General features: G+C 60.8%; 22 protein-coding genes and 1 tRNA gene. 17 read left to right on the plus strand and 6 right to left on the minus strand.

All coding sequences use genetic code 11. The features are described 5' to 3' along the window. Positions 1-49 precede the first annotated feature (49 nt). A tRNA-Thr gene (locus AACW87_RS04030) sits at positions 50-125 on the plus strand. A 49-nt stretch (positions 126-174) separates the two neighbouring features. Here the strand turns inward: AACW87_RS04030 and AACW87_RS04035 are convergent. Beyond that, the gene (locus tag AACW87_RS04035; protein WP_339385727.1) at positions 175-429 is read right to left on the minus strand and encodes a hypothetical protein; all 255 of its coding nucleotides are present in this window, start codon (positions 427-429) and stop codon (positions 175-177) included. Between the two features lie 92 nt (positions 430-521). On the opposite strand from AACW87_RS04035, the gene AACW87_RS04040 reads away from it, so the two are divergent. The 12 genes from AACW87_RS04040 (at position 522) to AACW87_RS04095 (ending at position 13,825) form a co-directional block, all read left to right on the plus strand. After that, positions 522-1,787 carry a cytosine deaminase gene (locus tag AACW87_RS04040; protein ID WP_241326628.1) on the plus strand — a complete coding sequence of 422 codons (1,266 nt, stop codon included), beginning with the start codon at positions 522-524 and terminating at the stop codon, positions 1,785-1,787. An 85-nt stretch (positions 1,788-1,872) separates the two neighbouring features. Further along, complete coding sequence (crcB, locus tag AACW87_RS04045) at positions 1,873-2,250, plus strand: fluoride efflux transporter CrcB (protein ID WP_043135880.1); 378 nt, start codon at positions 1,873-1,875, stop codon at positions 2,248-2,250. A 65-nt stretch (positions 2,251-2,315) separates the two neighbouring features. Next, complete coding sequence (gene ubiE, locus AACW87_RS04050; protein ID WP_042867354.1) at positions 2,316-3,068, plus strand: bifunctional demethylmenaquinone methyltransferase/2-methoxy-6-polyprenyl-1,4-benzoquinol methylase UbiE; 753 nt, start codon at positions 2,316-2,318, stop codon at positions 3,066-3,068. Positions 3,069-3,076: 8 nt separating this feature from the next. Then, the gene (locus tag AACW87_RS04055) at positions 3,077-3,685 is read left to right on the plus strand and encodes a ubiquinone biosynthesis accessory factor UbiJ (RefSeq protein WP_241326629.1); all 609 of its coding nucleotides are present in this window, start codon (positions 3,077-3,079) and stop codon (positions 3,683-3,685) included. Beyond that, on the plus strand, positions 3,685-5,328 hold the full coding sequence (gene ubiB / locus AACW87_RS04060; protein ID WP_098981275.1) for a ubiquinone biosynthesis regulatory protein kinase UbiB: 1,644 nt from the start codon (positions 3,685-3,687) through the stop codon (positions 5,326-5,328). The genes AACW87_RS04055 and ubiB overlap by 1 nt, the downstream gene beginning before the upstream one ends. A 115-nt stretch (positions 5,329-5,443) precedes the next feature. Continuing rightward, on the plus strand, positions 5,444-5,692 hold the full coding sequence (gene tatA / locus AACW87_RS04065) for a Sec-independent protein translocase subunit TatA (protein ID WP_043135785.1): 249 nt from the start codon (positions 5,444-5,446) through the stop codon (positions 5,690-5,692). 3 nt (positions 5,693-5,695) lie between these two features. Then, positions 5,696-6,142, plus strand: a complete 447-nt coding sequence (gene tatB / locus AACW87_RS04070) for a Sec-independent protein translocase protein TatB (RefSeq protein WP_098981278.1) — start codon at positions 5,696-5,698, stop codon at positions 6,140-6,142. Continuing rightward, positions 6,139-6,888: a twin-arginine translocase subunit TatC gene (tatC, locus tag AACW87_RS04075; RefSeq protein ID WP_241326630.1), complete on the plus strand. Its 750-nt coding sequence runs from the start codon at positions 6,139-6,141 to the stop codon at positions 6,886-6,888. Before tatB ends, tatC begins: the two co-directional genes overlap by 4 nt. Positions 6,889-6,999: 111 nt before the next feature. Further along, positions 7,000-7,785 carry a TatD family hydrolase gene (locus tag AACW87_RS04080; RefSeq protein ID WP_241326631.1) on the plus strand — a complete coding sequence of 262 codons (786 nt, stop codon included), beginning with the start codon at positions 7,000-7,002 and terminating at the stop codon, positions 7,783-7,785. 3 nt (positions 7,786-7,788) lie between these two features. After that, the gene (gene hemB / locus AACW87_RS04085) at positions 7,789-8,808 is read left to right on the plus strand and encodes a porphobilinogen synthase (protein WP_241326632.1); all 1,020 of its coding nucleotides are present in this window, start codon (positions 7,789-7,791) and stop codon (positions 8,806-8,808) included. 222 nt (positions 8,809-9,030) lie between these two features. Beyond that, positions 9,031-11,073, plus strand: coding sequence for an oligopeptidase A (gene prlC / locus AACW87_RS04090; protein ID WP_241326633.1), 2,043 nt, complete (start codon positions 9,031-9,033; stop codon positions 11,071-11,073). 205 nt (positions 11,074-11,278) lie between these two features. Next, the gene (locus AACW87_RS04095) at positions 11,279-13,825 is read left to right on the plus strand and encodes a sensor domain-containing phosphodiesterase (RefSeq protein WP_241326634.1); all 2,547 of its coding nucleotides are present in this window, start codon (positions 11,279-11,281) and stop codon (positions 13,823-13,825) included. Positions 13,826-13,832: 7 nt separating this feature from the next. Here the strand turns inward: AACW87_RS04095 and AACW87_RS04100 are convergent, their stop codons facing one another. After that, a complete protein-coding gene (locus AACW87_RS04100; RefSeq protein ID WP_241326635.1) occupies positions 13,833-14,573 on the minus strand; it encodes a substrate-binding periplasmic protein in 741 nt (246 codons plus the stop codon). Positions 14,574-14,649: 76 nt separating this feature from the next. On the opposite strand from AACW87_RS04100, the gene AACW87_RS04105 reads away from it, so the two are divergent. Further along, entirely contained in the window at positions 14,650-15,399 is a 750-nt protein-coding gene (locus AACW87_RS04105) for a class I SAM-dependent methyltransferase (RefSeq protein ID WP_043135792.1), read from the plus strand. Between the two features lie 73 nt (positions 15,400-15,472). Here the strand turns inward: AACW87_RS04105 and AACW87_RS04110 are convergent, their stop codons facing one another. The 4 genes from AACW87_RS04110 to rhlB all read right to left on the minus strand — a co-directional run bounded on the left by AACW87_RS04110 (position 15,473) and on the right by rhlB (position 19,725). Next, positions 15,473-15,727: a Rho-binding antiterminator gene (locus AACW87_RS04110; protein ID WP_043135793.1), complete on the minus strand. Its 255-nt coding sequence runs from the start codon at positions 15,725-15,727 to the stop codon at positions 15,473-15,475. Between the two features lie 18 nt (positions 15,728-15,745). Then, positions 15,746-16,723, minus strand: a complete 978-nt coding sequence (locus AACW87_RS04115; protein ID WP_241326636.1) for a DUF4382 domain-containing protein — start codon at positions 16,721-16,723, stop codon at positions 15,746-15,748. A gap of 208 nt (positions 16,724-16,931) precedes the next feature. After that, positions 16,932-18,422, minus strand: a complete 1,491-nt coding sequence (gene gppA, locus AACW87_RS04120) for a guanosine-5'-triphosphate,3'-diphosphate diphosphatase (protein WP_043135795.1) — start codon at positions 18,420-18,422, stop codon at positions 16,932-16,934. 13 nt (positions 18,423-18,435) lie between these two features. Next, complete coding sequence (rhlB, locus tag AACW87_RS04125) at positions 18,436-19,725, minus strand: ATP-dependent RNA helicase RhlB (RefSeq protein ID WP_042867371.1); 1,290 nt, start codon at positions 19,723-19,725, stop codon at positions 18,436-18,438. 113 nt (positions 19,726-19,838) lie between these two features. Between rhlB and trxA the strand changes: the two genes are divergently transcribed. The 3 genes from trxA (at position 19,839) to AACW87_RS04140 (ending at position 22,749) form a co-directional block, all read left to right on the plus strand. Next, complete coding sequence (trxA, locus tag AACW87_RS04130) at positions 19,839-20,165, plus strand: thioredoxin TrxA (RefSeq protein WP_005307306.1); 327 nt, start codon at positions 19,839-19,841, stop codon at positions 20,163-20,165. A gap of 206 nt (positions 20,166-20,371) precedes the next feature. Next, complete coding sequence (rho, locus tag AACW87_RS04135) at positions 20,372-21,637, plus strand: transcription termination factor Rho (RefSeq protein ID WP_042036072.1); 1,266 nt, start codon at positions 20,372-20,374, stop codon at positions 21,635-21,637. 107 nt (positions 21,638-21,744) lie between these two features. After that, a complete protein-coding gene (locus tag AACW87_RS04140) occupies positions 21,745-22,749 on the plus strand; it encodes a hypothetical protein (RefSeq protein ID WP_241326637.1) in 1,005 nt (334 codons plus the stop codon). Positions 22,750-22,754: the final 5 nt, after the last annotated feature.

Consider the following 22,754-nt stretch of genomic DNA (forward strand, 5'->3'; position numbering starts at 1 on the left):
GACAGAAGATTTAGATAACGCACGCAGTGCGGTCTTTACCGGTTAGTGTGCTGATATGGCTCAGTTGGTAGAGCGCATCCTTGGTAAGGATGAGGTCCCCAGTTCGACTCTGGGTATCAGCACCAGTAAATATTAAAGCCTCCCAATCGGGAGGCTTTTTTGTATTCGTCTTTCTCAGTTTACCGAAATCTGTCTGGCATCGAGATAGAAGCGGGCCTGCCCCGAGGCTTCTATATGGATAGCCGCGACCAGCCGTTCGTTGCGCTTGTATTCCCACTGTTTGTCGATCGAGGTCAACGGCGGCTTGTTGATACCCAGTGTCTGCAGATATTCGTGAAACAGACCAGCGCTGCCGATCTCGGTCAATCCTGCTTTCATCCCAATTAACTCCCTTTTATTGTTGCTGTTTATCAATAGTAGCAGTCTCATATGTATTCAATATGAACGCTTTTCTATTAAATTGATCCAAGCTAAGTTGTGGATTGGAAAAGGTAATCGGTGTCAGAAAAAGGAAGAAAAACATGCTGATAAAGAATGTGCGTCTGGCTGGCAGAGAGGGGTTTTGGCAGATCCTGTGCCAGGATGGCCTGATCCGGACCATAGCTCCCATGAGCCAGCTTCTCCTGTCTACCCGGGAGCTGGATGGGGAGGAGGGTCTGGCCATGGCCCCCTTTATCGAGCCTCATATTCACCTCGATACTACCCAGACGGCCGGGGAGCCGAGCTGGAACCTGTCCGGTACCCTGTTCGAGGGGATAGAGCGCTGGGCCGAGCGCAAGGCGCTACTGACCCATGAAGATGTGAAACAGCGCGCCATCCAGACGCTGAAGTGGCAGATCGCCAACGGCATCCAGTTTGTCCGCACTCACGTCGATGTCTCCGATCCCAACCTGGTCGCCTTGAAGGCGATGCTGGAGGTGAAGGAGGAGATGAAGGAGTGGGTCGAGCTGCAGATAGTGGCCTTCCCACAGGAGGGGATCCTCTCCTACCCCAACGGCAAGGCGTTGCTGGAAGAGGCGCTCAGGCTGGGAGCCGACGTGATAGGCGCCATTCCCCACTTCGAGTTCACCCGGGAGTATGGGGTCGAAAGTCTGCACTACGTGTTCGATCTTGCCGAGAAGTATCAGGTTCTGGTGGATGTGCACTGCGATGAGATCGATGACGAGCAGTCCCGTTTCATCGAGACCCTGGCGACGCTTGCTTATGAGCGCGGCATGGGCCAGCGGGTGACCGCCAGCCATACCACCGCCATGCACTCCTACAACGGGGCCTATGCTTCCCGCCTGTTTCGGCTGCTCAAGATGGCGGACATCAACTTCGTCGCCAATCCGCTGGTGAACATCCACCTGCAGGGGCGCTTCGATACCTATCCCAAGCGCCGCGGCATCACCCGGGTGAAGGAGATGCTGGAGGCGAACATCAACGTCTGCTTCGGCCACGACGACGTGTTCGATCCCTGGTATCCCATGGGCACGGCCAACATGCTGCAGGTGCTGCACATGGGGCTGCATGTGTGCCAGGTCATGGGGTATGAGCAGATCAACGACGGCTTGAAGCTCATCAGCAGCCACAGCGCCCGCACCCTGAACGTGCAGGATCGCTACGGCATCGAGGTCGGCAAGCCGGCCAATCTGCTGATCCTGCCTGCCGAGAATGGCTTCGATGCGGTGCGCCGTCAGGTGCCGGTGCGTTACTCCATCCGCCATGGTCGGGTGATTGCCGAGACCCGGCCGGCCCAGACCTCACTCCATCTGGATCGGATCGAACCGGTCGACTTTCGCCGGTGAGGCGGTCGATATCGATTAATTGCCCCGCTGTCCCCGCTTGCCGACATTTTGCATAATGTCGGCCTGATACTGTGGAGTCTGCCCTATGCAAACCTGGTTATATGTTGCGGCCGGTGGTGCCATCGGCGCCTGCCTGCGTTTTGGTATCGCCGAGCTGATGGCACTCTTGCTGGGACGCCACTTTCCCTATGGCACCCTGGTGGTCAATGTGGTGGGCTCTTTCATCATGGGTATCGCCTTTGCGCTCATCAGTCAGGGTCATGTGGTGGAACACCCGATGAAGCCGCTGCTGATGGTGGGGATCCTCGGAGCGCTCACCACCTTCTCCTCCTTCGCGCTGGATACCGTGGTGCTGGCCCAGCAGGGCGCCTATCTGAAGGCGGTGCTCAATATAGGCCTCAACCTTTTCCTCTGTCTGGCCATGGTGTTGCTGGGCATGCAGTTGGTTGCCAGCCGGGTTTAAGGTGTCCGCACGCCATTGGCTCTGGTAAACTGGCGACCATTCTTTGCTCTATGGGTGTTTAAGGGATGTCAGAACAGACTACGACAACGCATTTTGGCTTTAAAACCGTGGCCGCGACCGAGAAGGAAACCCTGGTCGCCGGCGTCTTTCATTCGGTGGCAGCCAAATATGATCTGATGAACGATCTGATGTCGTTCGGCATCCACCGCCTGTGGAAGCGCTTCACCATCGATTGCTCCGGTGTGCGCAAGGGCCAGAAGGTGCTGGATCTGGCCGGTGGCACCGGTGATCTGACCGCCAAGTTCTCCCGCATCGTCGGCGAGACCGGTCAGGTGGTACTGGCGGATATCAATGACTCCATGCTCAAGGTGGGCCGCGACAAGCTGCGCAACCTGGGGGTGGCGAACAACGTCTCCTACGTGCAGGCCAACGCCGAGGCGCTGCCCTTCCCGGACAATCACTTCGATGTCATCACCATCGGCTTCGGCCTGCGCAACGTCACCGACAAGGACAAGGCGCTGGCCTCCATGTTCCGGGTGTTGAAGCCGGGCGGCCGTCTGCTGGTGCTGGAGTTCTCCAAGCCCGCCAGCGAGGTGATCGCCAAGCTGTACGATCTCTACTCCTTCAAACTGCTGCCGAAAATGGGTGAAATCGTCGCGAACGACGGTGAAAGCTACAAATATCTGGCGGAATCCATCCGCATGCACCCGGATCAGCAGACCCTGAAGGGAATGATGGAGAATGTCGGTTTTGAACAGGTCGAGTTCTACAACCTGACCCAGGGTGTGGTTGCCCTGCACCGTGGTTACAAGTTTTAAGGTCGCCTATGCCGATGGATGCCATGGTCACCGCCGTGATCGAAACCAGCCTCAACCAGTTGCTGACGCTCGACAAGCAGAGTCAGGAGCGGTTGCGCAAGCTGACGGGCAAGGTGCTCAAGCTGGAGCTGCGTGAGCTCAAGCCGCTCTGGTTTGTCTTCTCCGATCGCCGGCTGGATGTGCTGGCCCGCCACGAAGGCGATGCCGATGCCGTGCTCAGCCTGTCGCTGACGGCGCTGGGCCTGCTGAAAGACCCTTCCGCCCTGACTCGCTACATCCGTGAGGAGAAGCTGGATCTGAGCGGCGATCCCCAGCTGGTGCAGGCGTTCAGCGTCTTGCTGGGCGAGCTGGACATCGACTGGGAAGAGGAGCTGTCGCGCTATACCGGCGACGTGCTGGCCCACACCCTGTTCAGTGGTGCCCGTCAGGCGCGCCGCGTGCTGGGGCGCGAGCTGTGCCGCTCCCGCAGCCAGCTGGCGGAATACCTGACCGAAGAGATCCGCCTCGCGCCCGGTCCGCTGGAAGTGGCGAGCTTCAACGACGATGTCGAGCTGCTGGCGCAACGGATGAAAGCGGTCGAGCTGCGGCTGGCCCGCTTCGAACAGCAGGTAGCCTGATGACCCCGAAGGAGTTCAAGCGCCTCTATCGCATCATCAGCATCCTGCTGGAGCAGGGCATAGATGAACTTGTGCCTGCCCGCTATCAGCCCTGGCCGGGTCGTCTGGCCCGCCGCAGCCTGTTCTGGCTCAAGAACAAGCAGCAGGGGCTGAGTCGCGGCGCCCGCATTCGCCTCGCCTTCGAGGCGCTCGGTCCCATCTTCATCAAGTTCGGCCAGATGCTGTCGACCCGGCGCGATCTGCTGCCGCCGGATATCGCCGAAGAGCTGGCCCTGTTGCAGGACAGGGTGCCGCCTTTCTGCGGTCAGGCGGCGCGCCTCAAGATCGAGGAGAGCCTGGGTTGCGCCATCGAGACCCTGTTCGACGACTTCGACGAGACACCGCTGGCATCTGCCTCCATCGCCCAGGTGCACACGGGTCGATTGAAGGAAAATGGCCGCGAGATCGTCATCAAGGTGATCCGCCCAGACATAGAGCCGGTCATAGAGGCCGATCTGCGTCTGATGCAGACCCTGGCCCGCCTGGTGGCCCGTTTCGTGCCCCAGAGTGCGCGCCTGCGCCCCATCGAGGTGGTGGAAGAGTATCGCAAGACCATACTCGACGAGCTGAACCTGATGCGCGAAGCCGCCAACGCCATCCAGTTGCGCCGCAACTTCACCGGCTCAGATGCTCTCTACGTGCCCGAGGTGTTCACCGAACACTGCCGTGAGCATGTGCTGGTGATGGAGCGCATCTACGGCATACCGGTTTCCGACATTCCGGCGCTGGAAGCCAACGGCACCAACATGAAGCTGCTGGCCGAGCGCGGGGTTGAGGTCTTCTTCACCCAGGTGTTCCGCGACAGCTTCTTCCATGCCGACATGCATCCCGGCAACATCTTCGTCTCCTATGAACATCCCGACAATCCGCTCTGGATCGGCATCGACTGCGGCATAGTCGGTACCCTCAACAGGGAAGACAAGCGTTACCTGGCCGAGAACTTCCTCGCCTTCTTCAACCGCGACTATCGCCGGGTGGCCGAGCTGCACGTGGAGTCCGGTTGGGTACCGCCAGACACCAAGGTGGACGAGTTCGAATTCGCCATCCGCACCGTGCTGGAGCCCATCTTCGAGAAGCCGCTGTCCGAAATTTCGTTCGGCCACGTGCTGCTCAACCTGTTCAACACCGCCCGTCGCTTCAACATGGCGGTGCAGCCGCAACTGGTGCTGTTGCAGAAGACATTGCTCTATGTGGAGGGGTTGGGTCGTCAGCTCTATCCCCAGCTGGACCTGTGGCAGACCGCCAAGCCCTATCTGGAAAACTGGATGCACGAGCAGGTCGGGCCGAAAGCCGTGTGGAATGCCATCAAGGAGAAGGCGCCATTCTGGGCGGAGAAACTGCCTGAATTGCCTGAGCTGGTCTATGAGACCCTGCGCCAGACCCGTCACCAGCAGCGCCACTTCGATCAGATGTTTGCGGATTTCCGCCGTCACAGCCGTCGACAGGGACAGGCTCGCTACCTCTTAGGGGTTGGAGCCAGCCTGCTATTGGCGGGTGTATTCTTGCTGACCCAAAAACAATACATTGAGTGGGGACAAATCAGCCTGGCCGGCACTGGATTATGCTGGCTGCTGGGCTGGTTCAAGGCCCGCTCCCGCCAATAACGCACTCGTGCAGTTTGGCGTCAGTTTTGAAGAAATTACGGGCTGGTATCAGCATCGTGATCGTTAATAACACACTCGCATACCTTAGCGTCAATGTTGGACTTGGAGAAATATCATGGGTGGTATCAGTATTTGGCAGTTGTTGATCATCGCAGTCATAGTCGTGCTGCTGTTCGGTACCAAGAAGCTGCGCGGGATCGGCGGCGATCTGGGTGCGGCCGTCAAGGGTTTCAAGAAGGCGTTGTCTGATGAGCCGACCGATGGCAAACCCGAGCAGAAAGATGCCGAGTTTCCTCCCAAGCAGCTGAACGAAGCGGCCAACAGTGCCGAGACCGCCAAGCAGAAAGATAAAGATCAGGCCTAAGCCATGTTCGATATCGGTTTCTGGGAGCTGGTTGTCATCGGTGTCGTCGCCCTGGTGGTGCTCGGTCCCGAGCGGCTGCCCGTGGCGATCCGTACCGCCAGCCACTGGATCAGGCTGATCCGCAGCACTGCCAACTCGGTCAAGTCCGAGCTGGAGCAGGAGCTCAAGTTGCAGGATCTGCACAACGACCTGAAGAAGGCCGAACAGTTGCAGATGAACAACCTGAGCCCCGAGTTGCAGGAGTCTATCGAGCAGCTGAAAGCGGCCGCACAATCGGTGACCCGCCCTTACGAACAGCAAAACACCATCCGCCCCGCCCCGGCCGCTGCCGAGGTGCAGGAAGATACATCCGAGCAACCAGCCGTGACGGCGGCTCATGACGAGGAAACCGCCATGATCCCTGTCCAGGGTGCAGAGCTGCGTGTCGAGCAAGGGGAGGTGAAGCCATGAGTCAGGCCGAACAACCCCTGATCACCCATCTGGTCGAGCTGAGAACCCGCTTGCTGCGGTCCATCTCGGCCGTCCTGCTGGTGTTCATCGCGCTGATCTATTTTTCCAACAACATCTACGACTTCGTGGCCCAGCCGCTGCTCAGTCAGTTGCCGGTAGGCACCAGCATGATAGCGACGGATGTGGCGACCCCCTTCCTGACGCCGATCAAGCTGACCCTGGTGGTCTCCTTCTTCGTGGCGATCCCCTATCTGCTGTATCAGGCCTGGGCCTTCATCGCCCCCGGTCTGTACAAGCATGAGCGGCGTCTCATCATGCCGCTGGTCGTCTCCACTGCCGTGTTGTTCTACAGCGGCATGGCGTTTGCCTACTACGTGGTGTTCCCGCTGGTGTTCGGTTTCTTCACCAGTACCGCGCCCGCCGGGGTGACGGTGGCGACCGACATTGCCAGCTATCTGGACTTCGTGCTCACCCTGTTCTTCGCGTTCGGGGTAGCGTTCGAGATCCCGGTGGCCACCATACTGCTGTGCTGGACCGGGGTGACCACCCCCAAGAGCCTGAGGGAGAAGCGCCCTTACGTCATCGTCGGGGTATTTGTGGTCGGCATGTTGCTGACTCCGCCTGATGTCTTCTCCCAGACCCTGCTCGCCATCCCCATGTGGGCCTTGTGGGAGATAGGTCTGTTCTTCGCCCGTTTCTACGTGAAGGAAGAGGAGCAACAGGAACAAACGGAAGAGGGGAGCTGAGGCTCCCTTCCTCTTTTCATGCCCTCGTTCGAGGCGTATGGTGATGCCCCATTGAGTAGATGGTTTTCAAATACCTGATATGTATTCCTTTTGTTCGGAACGTCTCATCCCATGATCGATATTGGTCTCAACCTCACCAGCAGCCAGTTTGCCGGTGAACAGCCAGCACTGGTGGCCCGCGCCCGCGCCGCCGGGGTCGAGGCGCTGATCCTGACTGGCACCGATCTGGTCGGTAGCCGCGAAAGTGCTGACTTGGCTGCGCTGTGGCCGGGTTACTGCTTCTCCACCGCGGGTGTGCATCCCCACGATGCCAAGAGCGTCGATGAGCAGACCCTGCCCGCTCTGCGCGAGCTGGCGGCCCTGCCGCAGGTGGTGGCCATCGGCGAGTGCGGCCTCGACTACAACCGGGACTTCTCTCCCCGTCCGGTACAGGATGCGGTATTCGACGCCCAGCTGGCCCTGGCGGCCGAGCTCGGGATGCCGGTGTTTCTGCACTGCCGCGATGCTCACGCCAGGTTCATCGAGATCCTGCGTCCCTGGCTGCCCAGGCTGCCGGGGGCCGTGCTGCACTGCTTCACCGGCTCCGACGAGGAGCTGGACGAGTGTCTGGCGCTCGGGCTGCATATAGGGGTGACCGGCTGGCTCTGCGACGAGCGCCGCGGTCAGCTGCTGCGCGAGCAGGTGGCCCGCATTCCGGCCGGCCGGCTGATGATAGAAACCGATGCCCCCTATCTGGTGCCGCGGGATCTGAAACCCAGACCGAAACGCAACGAACCCGCTTTTTTGCCGCACATCGCCCAAGTGGTGGCGGCCTGCCGTGGTGAAGCGCCCGAGGCCTTGCTGGCCCACACTCGGGCCACCTCCGCCGCGTTCTTCCAACTTCCTCTTTTGGAGTGATTCATGGCTACAACACTTCCTGGCGCCTTTCCGGGTCGCCGCCTGCGCCGGGTGCGCAAACATGATTTCAGCCGTCGTCTGGTGCGCGAGAACGTATTGACCGCCAACGATCTCATCTATCCCGTGTTCGTGCTGGAGGGGGAGAACCGTCGTGAGGCCGTCACCTCCATGCCGGGGGTGGATCGTCTATCCATCGATCTGTTGCTGGCGGAAGCCGAAGAGCTGGTCGCCCTCGGCGTGCCCGCCATCGCCCTGTTCCCTGTGACTCCGCTTCAGAGCAAGAGCCTGCTGGCGGAAGAGGCTTACAGCCCGGACGGTCTGGCCCAGCGGGCGACCCGCGCCCTCAAGGCTCGCTTCCCCGAGCTGGGTGTCATCACGGACGTGGCGCTCGACCCCTTCACCACCCACGGTCAGGACGGCATCATCGACGATGAAGGCTATGTGCTGAACGACATCACCACGGAAATCCTGGTGAAGCAGGCGCTCTCCCACGCCGCTGCGGGGGTCGATATAGTGGCGCCGTCCGACATGATGGACGGCCGCATCGGCGCCATCCGTGCCGCGCTGGAGGAGAACGGCTTCATCAACACCCAGATCATGGCCTACTCCGCCAAGTACGCCTCCTGCTACTACGGCCCGTTCCGCGATGCGGTCGGCTCTGCCGGCAACCTCGGCAAGAGCAACAAGGTCACCTATCAGATGGATCCGGCCAACAGCAACGAAGCCCTGCACGAAGTAGCACTGGATATCCAGGAAGGGGCCGACAGCGTCATGGTCAAGCCGGGCATGCCTTATCTGGATGTGATCCGTCAGGTGAAAGATCAGTTCGGCGTGCCGACCTTCGCCTATCAGGTGAGCGGCGAGTACGCCATGCACATGGCGGCGATCCAGAACGGCTGGCTGAAGGAGAAGGAGAGCATCATGGAGTCCCTGCTCTGCTTCAAGCGAGCCGGTGCCGACGGCATCCTCACCTACTTCGCCAAGCGGGTGGCGCAGTGGCTGAAGGAAGACGCCAGACGCTGATGCCCGCCTTGCGCTTTCGCTGACAATGCCGACCCCCGGGTCGGCATTGTCGTCTCTGGCCGCCTTGTCGCTGATTTAATGAGCAAGTTTTCGCGAAAAGTGGGCAACTGGCCCGCCTCTCGGCGGCAAAGGCTTGATTAATGAGGTTTCTGCCTACATCTTAGATGGTCCAAGCAGGCTTCTGGACGGCAGGGGCTGTAGAGAATTTAGAGGTACCGCAGGATGAACAACCCTTTGCTGACAATGGACTCGCTGCCCCCTTTCAGCCAGATCCAGCCCGACCAGGTGCAAGCTGCCGTGACGCAGGCCATCGCCGATTGCAAACAGAAGATCAGCGATGTGCTGGCCCAGCGCGACCCCCATACCTGGGACAGTCTGATCGCGCCGCTGGAAGAGGTGAATGACCGCCTGGCGCGAGTCTGGTCACCGGTCAGCCATCTCAACTCGGTGCTCAACAGCGAAGCGCTGCGCGCGGCCCACGACGCCAGCCTGCCGCTGCTGTCCGAGTTCCAGACCTATGTCGGTCAGCATGAGGGCCTCTATCAGGCCTATCGCGAGCTGGCCGAGAGCGACGACTTCCCGCTGCTGAGCGGTGCCCAGCGCAAGGAGATCCAGAATACCCTGCGCGACTTCCGCCTGTCCGGTATCGGTCTGCCCGCCGAGGCGCAGCAGCGCTACGGCGAGATCCAGGCCCGCCTCTCCGAGCTGGCCTCCCGCTTCAGCAACAACGTGCTGGATGCGACCCAGGGCTGGACCAGACTGGTGACCGACGAGGCCGACCTGACCGGTCTGCCACAGAGTGCGCAGGCCGCCGCCCGCCAGCTGGCGGAGCAGAAGGGTCAGCAGGGCTGGCTGTTCACTCTGGATATTCCCTCCTACCTGCCGGTGATGATGTATGCCGACAACCGCGCGCTGCGCGCCGAACTCTATGAGGCCTTCACCACCCGCGCCTCGGATCAGGGTCCGAACGCCGGCAAGTGGGACAACTCCGCCATCATGACCGAGCTGCTCTCCCTGCGCCGCGAGTTGGCCCTGCTGCTGGGTTTTGGCAACTATGCCGAGTTGTCGCTCGCCACCAAGATGGCGGACAAGACGGAGCAGGTAGTGGGCTTCCTCTCGGATCTCGCGGCCAAATCCCTGCCACAGGGCAAGGCCGAGCTGGAGGAGATCCGCACCTTCGCCGCCGAGCAGCATGGCCAGAGCGAACTGGCGGCCTGGGATCTGCCCTATTACGCCGAGAAGCTCAAGCAGCACAAGTTCTCCATCTCCGACGAGCAACTGCGCCCCTACTTCCCCGCCAACAAGGTGGTGAAGGGCCTGTTCGAGGTGGTGAGACGGGTGTTTGGCATCAAGGTGCGCGAGCGCCTCGGCATCGACACCTGGCACCCTGATGTGCGCTTCTACGACATCTTCGATGCCGAGGACGAGCTGCGCGGCAGCTTCTACCTCGACCTCTATGCCCGCGAGCACAAGCAGGGCGGGGCCTGGATGGACGTCTGCCTGGGTCGCCGCTACCGTCAGGATGGCTCGCTGCAAAAGCCGGTGGCCTATCTGACCTGCAACTTCAACGGCCCTGTGGATGGCAAACCGGCCCTGTTCACCCACAACGAGGTGGTGACTCTGTTCCACGAGTTCGGCCACGGCATTCACCACATGCTGACCCGGATCGACGTGGCCGGTGTCGCCGGCATCAACGGCGTGGCCTGGGATGCGGTGGAGCTGCCGAGCCAGTTCCTGGAGAACTGGTGCTGGGAGTCCGAGGCGCTGGCCTTCATCTCCGGTCATCATGAAACCGGCGAGCCGCTGCCTGCCGATCTGCTGGAGAAGATGCTGACCGCTCGCAACTTCCAGGCCGCCATGCAGATGCTGCGTCAGCTGGAGTTCGCCCTGTTCGACTTCCGTCTGCACCAGGAGTTTGACCCGGCCAACCCGGATCAGATCCCGGCCCTGCTGACCGAGGTGCGCAGCCAGGTGGCCGTGATGACGCCGCCCGCGTTCAACCGCTTCCAGCACAGCTTCTCCCACATCTTCGCCGGCGGTTATGCGGCGGGTTACTACAGCTACAAGTGGGCCGAGGTGCTCTCTGCCGATGCCTTCTCCCGCTTCGAGGAGGAGGGGATCTTCAACTCCGCCACCGGCCAATCCTTCCTGAAGAATATTCTGGAGAAGGGTGGCTCCAAGGAGCCCATGGAGCTGTTCCGTGCCTTCCGTGGCCGCGAACCCAGGGTCGATGCTCTGCTACGCCACAGCGGGATTGCCGTCTGATGTTCCGTACCTGCCGTGGCCATGAGCTTCAAGCAGGTACAGTTTCACGGCAGAGTGGGATCGGCGCTTGTTTTTTGAGATAAAAAGGGACCTTTTGGTCCCTTTTCTCAAAGCTTTTTAATATCTTGCGGAGTGCATGTTTGCACTGTCCCCGCCTCTTCAGTAGAGTCGGGTTCTACCTTCCAAGGAGAGAAAGAACCTTGCCATGAGGCGAGCACTCGAGTCTGTCTATCAAATCATCTCAAGTCTGTCTCATTCGAGTGGTCAGGGATATTTCGATACCTTTGTGAGTGAAATCGCAGCAGCGGTCAGGGCCGACTTCGTCCTGATTTCAGGTAGGGATCAAGCGGGGCTGTTTTTCAAGGTGCATGCCGCCCATCCCGCATCTCTCGACACCACCAACTTCAGTTTTCCGGTTAGCGCCACCCCGGGGGAAGTCACCCTGCAAGAGGGGGAGGCCTGGTTCAGCGATCGCGTCCAGCAGCTGTTTCCCCATGCCGCCGTGCTGCAGGCCTGGCATATTCAGGCCTATGCCGGTGTGGCCCTCAAGAATGCCCAGGGCGAGACCATAGGCATCTGCAGCGTGCTGTTCAAACAGCCGCTCGCCAACATGGACAAGGTGATGGGCTTGTTGCGGCTGCTGGCACCGCTGGCGGGCCGCGAGCTGGCGCTGATGTGCCAGTCGTTGCCGGTGCAGAGCCAGCCCGAGTATCACCACTTCCTGCACACCATGATGTCCCACGCCCCCGTGGGGATCGGCAAGCTGGATCTGGATGGCAGGATCCTCTGGACCAACCCGGCCATCGAGAAGATGCTGGGTTACAGCCAGAATGAGCTGCTGCACCGTACCGCCGCCGAGATCAACCATCCGGAAGACTGGCTGCGCAGCGTTTCCTGTTACGCTGAGCTCAAGCGCGGTGAGCGTACCGCCTTCACCCAGGAGAAGCGCTACCTGCATCGGGATGGTCAGGTGCTGTGGGGCCGGGTCACCGTCACCCTGGTGCGGGATGATCAGCTGCAGCCCGACTACCTGATGGTGGTGCTGGAGAACATCGATCCCCTCAAGCGCCATGCCGAGCAGCTCAAGCTCTCCCACCGGGTCTATGACAACCTCTCCGAAGCCATTCTGGTGTGCGATGCCGACAGCCGCATCATCTCGGTCAACCCGGCATTTGAGCAGATCACGGGCTACAGCGAGACCGAGGTGTGCGGTCAGCGCCCCAGCATGCTCAAGTCCGGGCTGCACGATCAGGCCTTCTACGCCGACATGTATCACGCGCTGGAGCGGGTAGGGGTCTGGCGTGGCGAGGTATGGAACAAGCGCAAGAACGGCAAGCTCTACCCCCAGCAGCTGATGATCAGCACCCTGCGGGAAGGGGGCAGGATCAGCCAGTACATCGCCATCTTCAGCGATCTCTCCCAGACCAAGCTGGCGGAGCAGAAGATCGCCGCCCAGGCCAACTACGACAACCTCACAGGCCTGCCCAATCGCTGGTTGTTCGGCCGCTGCCTGAGCCGCTTCTGCGAGCGGGGCGAGCGCTTCGCGCTCATGGTGCTGGATCTCAACAACTTCAAGGCGGTCAACAACAGCATGGATCACCACGCCGGTGACGCCCTGCTGCGGGAGGTGTCGGATCGGCTGGTGAGCCGGGTACGCACCGAGGATCTGGTGGCCCGCATCGGCGGCGACGAGTTCGCCTTCCTGGTGCCCGGCATAGTCAATCGCCGCCAGGCCGAGGTGTTCGCCAAGCAGGTGATAGGCGGCTTCGCCCGTCCCTTCATGCTGGCCAATCAGCACCTCTATGTGACGGCCACCATAGGCATCACCCTCTGCCCCGGGGATGGCGTCGAGAGCGACGAGCTGCTGCGCAACGCCGAACAGGCGCTGTTTGCCGCCAAGCGACAGGGGCGCCTGCTCGGCAGCTACTGCGCCTCCATGCGCGAAGAGGTGCGCCAACGTCATCAGATGCAGCAGGATCTGGCGGAGGCCATCAAGCTGGAGCAGCTGACCATGGCCTATCAGCCCATCTGGGACAACCGCAGCGGCCGGGTGGCCAAGCTGGAGGCGCTGGTGCGCTGGTATCACCCGCATTGGGGCCAGGTCTCGCCGGCGGACTTCATTCCGCTGGCGGAGGAGGCGGGGCTCATTCAGGGGCTGGGAGCGTTGGTGCTCTGGCAGTCCTGCCGCGATCTGGCGCGGTTGCAGCAATCCGGCTTCCCGGATCTGCAGATGTCCATCAATCGTTCCACCCTGGAGTTCCAGACCATAGACCCGGAGGCGAGCGAGTGGCTCAAGGTGATCCACCACTTCGGGCTCGACCCCTGCGACATAGTCATCGAGATCACCGAATCCCTGCTGATGGAGACCAGCGATCAGCACAGGGTGCGGATCGATGCCCTGCGCGAGGCGGGCTGCAAGCTGGCCATCGACGACTTCGGCACCGGCTATTCGGCGCTCAACTACCTGCGCAACTTCCCGGTGGATCTGGTCAAGATTGACCGCGCCTTCGTGCGCCACATCCCGTTCAACGAACAGGACAGGCTGCTGCTCGACGGCATCATCAACATAGTGCACAACCTCGGCATGCAGGTGGTGATCGAGGGGGTGGAGACGCGCGAGCAGCTCAACTTCCTCTGCCAGAAGGGGTGTGCCTTCACCCAGGGCTTCCTGCTCAGCCGCCCGCTGGCTTATGACGACCTGATCGAATACCTGCAACTCAACGACAAGAGCATGTTCCTGCAGATCAGCTAGCGGGCGATCACTCCGCCGGTTTCAGCTTGTCCTGCCTGCTTTTCAGCGTCCGATAGTCTTCGCCGAGATAACGCAGGTAGATGCGATCCAGTACCCCTTCCTCCAGCATCTGCTGCAGTGCCTTGCTGTATGCGGGCAGCAGCGCGGCCCTTTGCTCGCCAAAGCAGAGGTAGAGCGGGGTCGAGTCGATGAAGGGGGAGAGCGCGCGGATCGGCACGTCCTGCTCCTTCGACAGAATGGGGGCTGAGAAGTAATCCAGGATGATCATGTCGACCCGGCTCTTTTCGAGCAGCAACAGCAGCTGTTTGTCCGAGTGCGCCTTGATCGGCACCCAGCCGTCATAGCGCTTGATCTTCTCCGTGTAGTCATAGCCCCTCACCATGCCGACCTTCATCCCCCTGACCATCTCCCATGAGAAGTTGTGCAGGGGGCTGTCGGTGCGCACATAGGCGGCCAGGGGATAAAAAGCGGTCGCGAGATCGGGGTGATGACAACCGGGCAGCGGGGCATTGTCGAGAATGCCGTCGGCGAGCCGGGTGCTGACATACTGCTCGCAGCGCCCCCATGGCAGCTCGATCAGGCTGAGCTTCATCCCCAGACGCCGGGCGACCTCCTGATGGATCTCGATGGAAATCCCCTCGGTCAGACGCCCCTGCTCCGCATAGGAAAAGGGGGGCCAGTCCACCCCGCATACCTTCAGGTCTGTGCCGCTCTGGGCGGCGAGTAGCAAGGCGATGAGCAGGTGCATGGGGTTTCCTCCCTACAGCGATGGAAAGGGGCTGTGGTACACTCCCTTCACTGAACTTAGAACGCCTCCAAAGACCATGCAAATCCTCCTCGAAGACCCCGCCAAGGCCGCGCTGGCGCAAGCGCTGGCCAGCCAGCTTGACCAGACCGACTACCCCCAGTTCGCCCTGGTGTTTACACCCGAGCGGCTGGAGCTGCGCAAGCTGGATGAGCCCAAGCTGGGGGCCGTCTACGTGGACTTCGTGGAAGGAGCTGTGGCCCATCGCCGCAAGTTTGGCGGCGGACGGGGCCAGTCCATCGCCAAGGCGGTCGGGCTCAAGGCCGGGGCGACCCCGACCGTGGTGGATGCCACCGCCGGACTGGGCCGTGACGCCTTCGTGCTGGCCTCCCTCGGCTGCAGGGTGACGCTGATCGAGCGCAGCCCCGTGGTGGCGGCCCTGCTGCAGGATGGGCTGATGCGGGCGGCGCAGGATCCCGAAATTGGCCCCTGGGTCAGCGAGCGGATGCGGCTGCTGCAAGGGCCGGCGGTGGACAACCTGCTGGCGTTGACCGAGCGGCCCGAGGTGGTCTATCTCGACCCCATGTTCCCCCACAAGCAGAAGTCGGCGCTGGTGAAAAAAGAGATGCGGGTGTTCCAGTCGCTGGTGGGGCCGGATCTCGATGCGGATGCCCTGTTGCCGGCGGCCCTCAAGATGGCGGACAAGCGGGTGGTGGTGAAGCGGCCCGACTACGCGGGCTGGCTCAATGAGCACAAACCCAGCATGGCCATCGAAACCAAGAGCAACCGCTTCGATGTCTACGTGATGGCGGCGCTGGCGGCGAGTTGACTGCCGGCCTGAGTCGCGGGATGAAAAAAGGAGGGCCAACAAGGTGTTGGCCCTCCTTTTTTAGGTTTGGCGTTCAGGTGGCGGAGGTGAAGCGGATCAGCTTCTCTTCCCCCTGCCAGACCAGGCTCAGGCTAGCCAGCTCGGCCAGGCTGAGCCGCTCGCCACTCTCCAGCAGCAGATACTCGACGCCCTCGCTGGCTGTTATGGTGCGGATCTTGTCATCCCACTGACGACCATCGCGGCTGGTGAGCGTGACGGATAACTGCCAGCTGGCGGCGATCTCCAGCCAGTCGTAGAGGTCACAGCTGATGGGCTGGTAATCGGCCATTGCGTGTCTTGCCTCTCGCTACTGGAAGTTGATGCTGGTGGCGGGGGCGACCACCGCCTGACCCTTCAGCACCTGCTCCAGTTGCAGCGGATCGCCTGCCAGCTCGGGATCATCCTCGTTGCCATTGCAGACCAGGGCCAGATCGTAATTGCCGAGGTCAACAAAGCCCAGCTCGTAGCCAAAGCCACCCGCGGTCAAGGGCAGCACGGGGGCGCTGGCGTAGAAGCCGTTGTCGCTGTCGGCCATGTCGGGGTAGTTGTCATCGTTTCTCGGCTGATAGAGATAGACGAAGGCCTTGTCGGTCAGCTGACCGCCGCAGGCACCGCTCGCCACAGTGCCCTTGACGGTCGCGACCTGGGTATTGTTCACCAGCCGCACCCCTCTGGGCTTGAGCTTGTAGTACTGCTCGTGGCCCGGCAGCACCATTGCGTGGCGCAGGTCGAACTCAGTGGTGAAGGCGCTGAGGCCGTTGGCGGCTATGGTGAAGGCGTCCAGCTTGAGCTCGCTGCTGGGCACCTCCAGCGGTTTGATCACCCCATCATCCTGTTTGACGTAGGAGTAGGGGGTGCCACCCAGAAACTGGTTGCTGACCTCCCGTCCATCCAGTACCCGCAGCCGCATCTGGCTGTAGTCACCGGGTACCACGCTCTGGCTGGCCAGCAGGGGACGGCTGGCGGAGCCCTGGTATTGCAGCAGATCTATGTAGGTGAACAGGGGATGTCCCGCGCTGTCGAGGGGAATTGTCTCCCCCGTCGGCGTGCAACCATCGTCTTGGGCCGAGGTCAGGAAGCTGGCGGTTGTCCAGCCCAGCTCGGTGCCTGTCACTGGGTGAATACTGATGTTGGAGACGGCGATGCAGACCTTGCTGACCGTATCCACGGGGGCATCGGAGAAGGCCAGCGACAGCTGGGCATTCTGCTGGCTGTTGTTGTCACCGCCGCCACCACCACAGGCAGTCAGCAGGGCGGTCAGGCCTATCAGAGTCAAAGGTTTCATGGCGTCCATTCCTGTTTGAGAGACGATCCTACTCTAGCCGAGATGGAGAAACTGGGTGGAATGCAAGACGATCAGGAGGGGCGTGATCGGGCTGAAAAGCCAATGAAATCAAAGGCAAGTCTTGAATGAAACCATGTGTGGCTGCGAAAGGGATTGTCGGAACAGGTGAGGCGGAGTGAAAAGGGGAGCTGATTGGGCGCGGGCCCAATCAGGCTTCCAGCAAGCGGGTGGGCCAGCCCAGCTTCTGCTGGCGTTCCACTTCGAGTCGCAATTCGCTGGCGCGCAGGTAGTGCTCATCCAGCCAGCCCTTGGGCAGGGTCAGGGTCAGCGCCTCTTCATCGGCCTGCAGGGTGAAGCTGGGGACTGTGCCTTGGGTGCGACGCATGCAGAGGATCAGCGAGATGCGCAGAATGCGGGCCAGCCGGATCGCCTGACGACCGGTGACGGCGCCCTGCTTCTCCAGGGTTTCCAGCTTTAATTCGTCCCGCTGGTTGAACAGCAGGGCCGACAACAGCTTCTTTTGCGCAGGGGTGAAGCCAGGCATGTCGATGTTGTCTATGATGTAGGCGGCGTGTTGCGGCGCCTTCTTGTACTCGATGCAGAGGCCAATCTCGTGCAGCAGAGCCGCATAACGCAGGATGGGGCGACCGTAACGTTTCGAGAGGCGCCAGCTCGGCTGCAGCTGGGTGAAGGCCTCGATGGCGGTGTCGCGCACCCGCTCGGCGTGTTCCTTGTCCAGCTGATAACGGCTGATCAGGCTGTCGGCGGTGCGATCCCGGGCATCACAGTCGTGATTGTTGCCGAGCAGACCGTAGATCAGTCCTTCCCGCAAGGCGCCGCCCGCCAGGGTCATGCTCTCGATGCCGAGAGTCTCGAAGATGGCGATCAGGATGGCGAGGCCGGAGGGGAACACGGTCAGCCGCTCGGCCGCCAACCCTTCCAGCTGCAGCCGGTCCAGCCTGCCACAGGCGATGGCCTGACCCATCAGCTCCTGCAGTTTCGGCAGTGTGACCCGCTCGCTCTTTCCTTGCGCCAGCATGATCTCCTGCAGCGCCTGCACCGTGCCGGAGGCACCGACGCAGGTGCGCCAGCCCAGGGTGCGGTAATCTTCCGCCACCTTCTCCAGTACCGCCTTGGCGGCCGCGATGGCCTGCCCGAAGCGGGCTTCACTCAGCTCGCCATCACCGAAGTGGTTGTTGAGCCAGGTGACGCAGCCCATGTGCAGGCTGTTGAGCAGTTTCGCTTCGCTGTGCTCGCCGATCACCAGCTCTGTGCTGGCGCCGCCTATGTCGATCACCAGCCGGTTGCCTTCCCCGGCAGAGGTCCAAGAGACCCCCTCGTAGATGGTCTTGGCCTCTTCCTCGCCCGAGATGATCTCTATGCTGTGGTTGAGCACCCGTTCCGCTTCGCTGAGGAACTCGTCGACGTTGGTGGCAAGGCGCAAGGTGGCTGTGCCCACCACCCGGATGTTGTCGGCCGGAATGTCCTGCAACTGCTCGGAGAACAGGCGCAGACAGTCCCAGCCCCGCTCCATGGCGGCACGGCTGAGACGAAATTCCGGATCGAGTCCGGCGGCAAGGCGAACCTTGCGCTTGACCTTGGTGACGGTGCGCAGCGCACCGGCGACCTCGCGCACCACCAGCATATGAAAGCTGTTGGAGCCGAGGTCGATGGCGGCATAGAGCGGCGAGTTGTACAACTGTGCCTGTCCTTCAGCTCTTGCGCGGCGGACGACGACGGTTGTTGCTGTTGCCACCGCCCTGGCGATCCCGCATGTTGCGGTTCACCGGCTGACGGTTGCGAACGACCCGCTTCGGTGCGGTCACGTCATCCAGCAGTGCCTCGCGGTCATACTTGCTGACTGGGATCGGGTGGTGGATGTACTCCTCGATGGCCGGCAGGTTGAAGGCATAGTCTTCACAGGCCAGGCTGATGGAGTGACCGCTCTTGCCGGCACGACCGGTACGACCGATACGGTGTACATAGTCCTCGGCGTCGTCGGGCAGGTCGTAGTTGAAGACGTGGGTCACGTCCGGGATGTGCAGACCACGGGCGGCCACGTCGGTGGCGACCAGGATGTCCAGCGTTCCCTTGGTGAAGTCTTCCAGGATCTTCATCCGCTTCTTCTGCGGCACGTCACCGGTCAGCAGGCCGACGCGGTGGCCGTCATTCTCCAGCCACGCATGCACGTCTTCACAGACATGCTTGGTGTTGGCGAAGACGATGGCCTTTTCCGGCCACTCTTCTTCCATCAGGGAGAGCAACAGCAGCATCTTGTCTTCGTTGGAGGGGTAGAACAGCTCCTCCTTGATGCGCACGCCCGTCATCTGCTCAGGCTCCACCTGCACGTGTTCCGGGTGGTTCATGTGCTCGTAGGCCAGCTCCTGCACCCGCAGGGAGAGGGTGGCGGAGAACAGCATGCTCAGCCGCTCGGTCGGCGCCGGCATGCGGCGGAACAGGAAACGGATGTCCTTGATGAAGCCCAGATCGAACATGCGATCCGCTTCATCCAGCACCACGACCTGAATGTTGCTCAGATCGATGACCTTGGACTTGAAGTAGTCGATGATGCGGCCCGTGGTGCCGATCAGGATGTCGACACCCTGCTCCAGCACGGCCAGCTGCTTGTCGTAACCTTCGCCGCCATAGGCGAGGCCAAGCTTGAGGCCGGTAGAGGCGGCTATGCTGTCGGCATCGTTGTAGATCTGTACTGCCAGTTCCCGGGTGGGCGCCATTATGATGGCTCTGGGTTGGTTAACCAGACGGGGATTGGTCAGCGGGTGGGTCAGCAAATAGTTGAATGTCGCGGCCAGGAAGGCAATGGTCTTGCCGGTTCCTGTCTGGGCCTGACCGGCGAGGTCATGACCTTCTACCAGCAGTGGCAGAGACAGTGCCTGGATGGGCGTGCAATAGTGAAATCCCTTTGATTCCAGACCAGCCAGAACTTCGGGTTCGAGGCCCATTTGGGCGAATTTTTCGGTCGTTAAGTGTGTTTTGCTCATGGCGGTAGGTTATCAGGTTAGGCTTGCAATAATAAACAGGATCATTTCAAATAGGGCAACTATTGCCTTTGTTGATACGTCAATAAAGCCTTAATTACTGACTGGAGTTGGAGATGAGTGACAAGATTGTTCAGCTGAGCGATGCCAGCTTCGAGGCAGATGTAATCAAAGCCGATGGCGCCGTTCTGGTCGACTTCTGGGCCGAATGGTGTGGTCCGTGCAAGATGATTGCCCCGATCCTGAACGAAGTCGCCCAAGAGTATGCCGGTCGTGTGACAGTGGCGAAATTGAACATCGACCATAACGCCGACACTCCGCCCAAGTATGGCATTCGCGGTATTCCGACCCTCTTGCTGTTCAAGAATGGCGAAGTGGCAGCGACCAAGGTCGGTGCCCTGTCCAAGACTCAGCTGAAAGAGTTTCTGGACGGTAACCTGTAATAATCAAAAAGGAGCGCATTGCAATAATGCGCTCCTTGTGTTTTATCACCTAGACGCTCATCCCGATTGGTGCTAGTTTATCGTTCGTTTGCTAACCTTTTTGCCTGACTCTTTGCTTAACAACAGCCCGGCAAATCAAATCCGATCAGCATCAATCCAGCAGACTGTCTCCTCATTTCAATCCTTGCTTACAGACTTTCACCACTATGAATCTGACTGAATTAAAGAACACTCCTGTGTCCGAGCTGGTCAAGCTTGGCGAATCCATGGGGTTAGAAAATCTGGCTCGGGCGCACAAGAAAGATATTATTTTCGCGATCCTCAAGGCGCATGCCAAGGGTGGTGAGGATATCTTTGGCGACGGTGTGCTGGAAATCCTGACCGATGGTTTTGGCTTCCTGCGCAGTGCAGACGGCTCCTATCTGGCAGGCCCGGACGATATCTATGTCTCCCCGAGCCAGATCCGCCGCTTCAACTTGCGTACCGGCGATACCATCTCCGGCAAGATCCGGCCACCGAAAGAGGGCGAACGTTATTTCGCGCTGCTCAAGGTCAACGAGGTCAACTACGACCGTCCGGAAAACGCCCGCAACAAGATCCTGTTCGAAAACCTGACCCCCCTGCATGCCAACGAGCGTCTGCGCATGGAACGGGGCAATGGTTCGACCGAAGATATCACAGCCCGTGTGCTGGACCTGGCTTCTCCCATAGGTAAAGGCCAGCGTGGCTTGATCGTGGCACCGCCCAAGGCCGGTAAGACAATGCTGCTGCAGAACATCGCCCAGAGCATCGCCTACAACCACCCGGACTGTGAACTGATCGTCCTGCTGATCGACGAGCGTCCGGAAGAAGTGACCGAGATGCAGCGCATGGTGAAGGGTGAAGTCATCGCTTCCACCTTCGACGAGCCGGCATCCCGTCACGTCCAGGTCGCCGAGATGGTGATCGAGAAGGCCAAGCGCCTGGTCGAGCACAAGAAGGACGTGGTCATCCTGCTGGATTCCATCACCCGTCTGGCCCGTGCCTACAACACAGTCATCCCCTCATCCGGCAAGGTACTGACCGGTGGTGTGGACGCCAACGCCCTGCACAGACCCAAGCGTTTCTTCGGCGCCGCGCGTAATGTTGAGGAAGGCGGCAGCCTGACCATCATAGCGACCGCGCTGGTTGATACCGGTTCCAAGATGGACGAGGTTATCTACGAAGAGTTCAAGGGTACCGGCAACATGGAACTGCACCTCTCGCGCAAGATTGCCGAGAAGCGCGTCTACCCGGCCATCGACATCACCCGCTCCGGCACCCGGAAGGAAGAGTTGCTGACTACCGGTGACGAGCTGCAGAAGATGTGGATCCTGCGCAAGATCATTCACCCCATGGGGGAGATCGACAGCATAGAGTTCCTGATCGACAAGTTGGCTGCCACCAAGACCAACGACGAATTCTTTGACTCCATGCGGCGTCAACAGAAGTAATCCGGTCGGAGAATGACGAAACCGCGGCTCAGGTCGCGGTTTTTGTTTATCTATTTTCCGGTCGCTTGAGTAGTATGAAACCTCGATGTCACAAGGACAGGGACGTCATGAAGCTGGTACTCCTGATATGGCTCGGTTGGCTGATGGGCATGCCGGTGCATGCTGCCCCCTCGGTGGCCAAGTCCGAGCTGGTCGCCGATGAAGGGCTGCAGGGCCATCTCGACTATCTGGGCAGTCGTCTGCAGCAGGGGCAGTTTGCCGCCATGGATTCGCTGCTGGACTCGCTGGCCGTGGGCCAGCGGGAATACCTGCTGTGCCGGCTGCTGGCCACCCTGGATGCCAGCCCCAGAGCGAGTTCCCCCGAACTGCTGGCCTGGGTGCGCGCCCAGTCGGTCAAGGCGCCCCGCTGGCTGGTGGAGAAGGAGGTGGACGGTTTTCTGATCCAGCAGCCCGCCTATGATTTTGCCGCCGCGGCGCGGCTGGTGCTGAGCCGCTGGCAGCAACAGGCCTGGCAGGACAACTATCGTCAGTTGCTGGAGCAGAACAGCTTCGAATTCAAACAGATCTACAACAGCCGCAACCCGGACCTGGCCCAGCAGCAGCAGGCGTTGCTGGCGGTACTCGAACGGCAGCCGCTCTTTGTCTTGCAGCGCGAGGCACACAAGCTGGCCGCCATGAGCATCTTCCTGCCCGACAACCAGCTGCTGCGACAGCTGCTCGAGCGCACCGGCGACAGCGCCCTCTATCAGAAGTTGTGGCACCAGCCGGTGGATCACGACAGCGTTGCCGCCCTTCGGAGCGTGGCCCGTTTTCACCAGGGTCAGGCGGCGAGCGACCTGCTGATCGCCGCCAGCCGCAACGGCCGCCTGAAACTGCCCGCCCTGCAACAACTCAGCCAGCTATCACCCCTGCCCGACACGGCGCAACAGTTCCTGTTGGCCGAGCTCGGCAATCGTCAGTACAGCGGCCAGGTGGCAAGTCTGCTGTTGCAGATGGATGAACCCAGGCTGCTGGCTCAGCTTGCCGATCGGCTTACCCGGCAGGAAAAGCGCCATGCAAGTCCTGTGATGCTGCCCGATACGGGTACACCCGTCGCCCCGCCAGGGTTATAATACGG

This window comes from Aeromonas sp. MR7 (assembly GCF_963899385.1).
Lineage (GTDB): Bacteria > Pseudomonadota > Gammaproteobacteria > Enterobacterales > Aeromonadaceae > Aeromonas > Aeromonas bestiarum.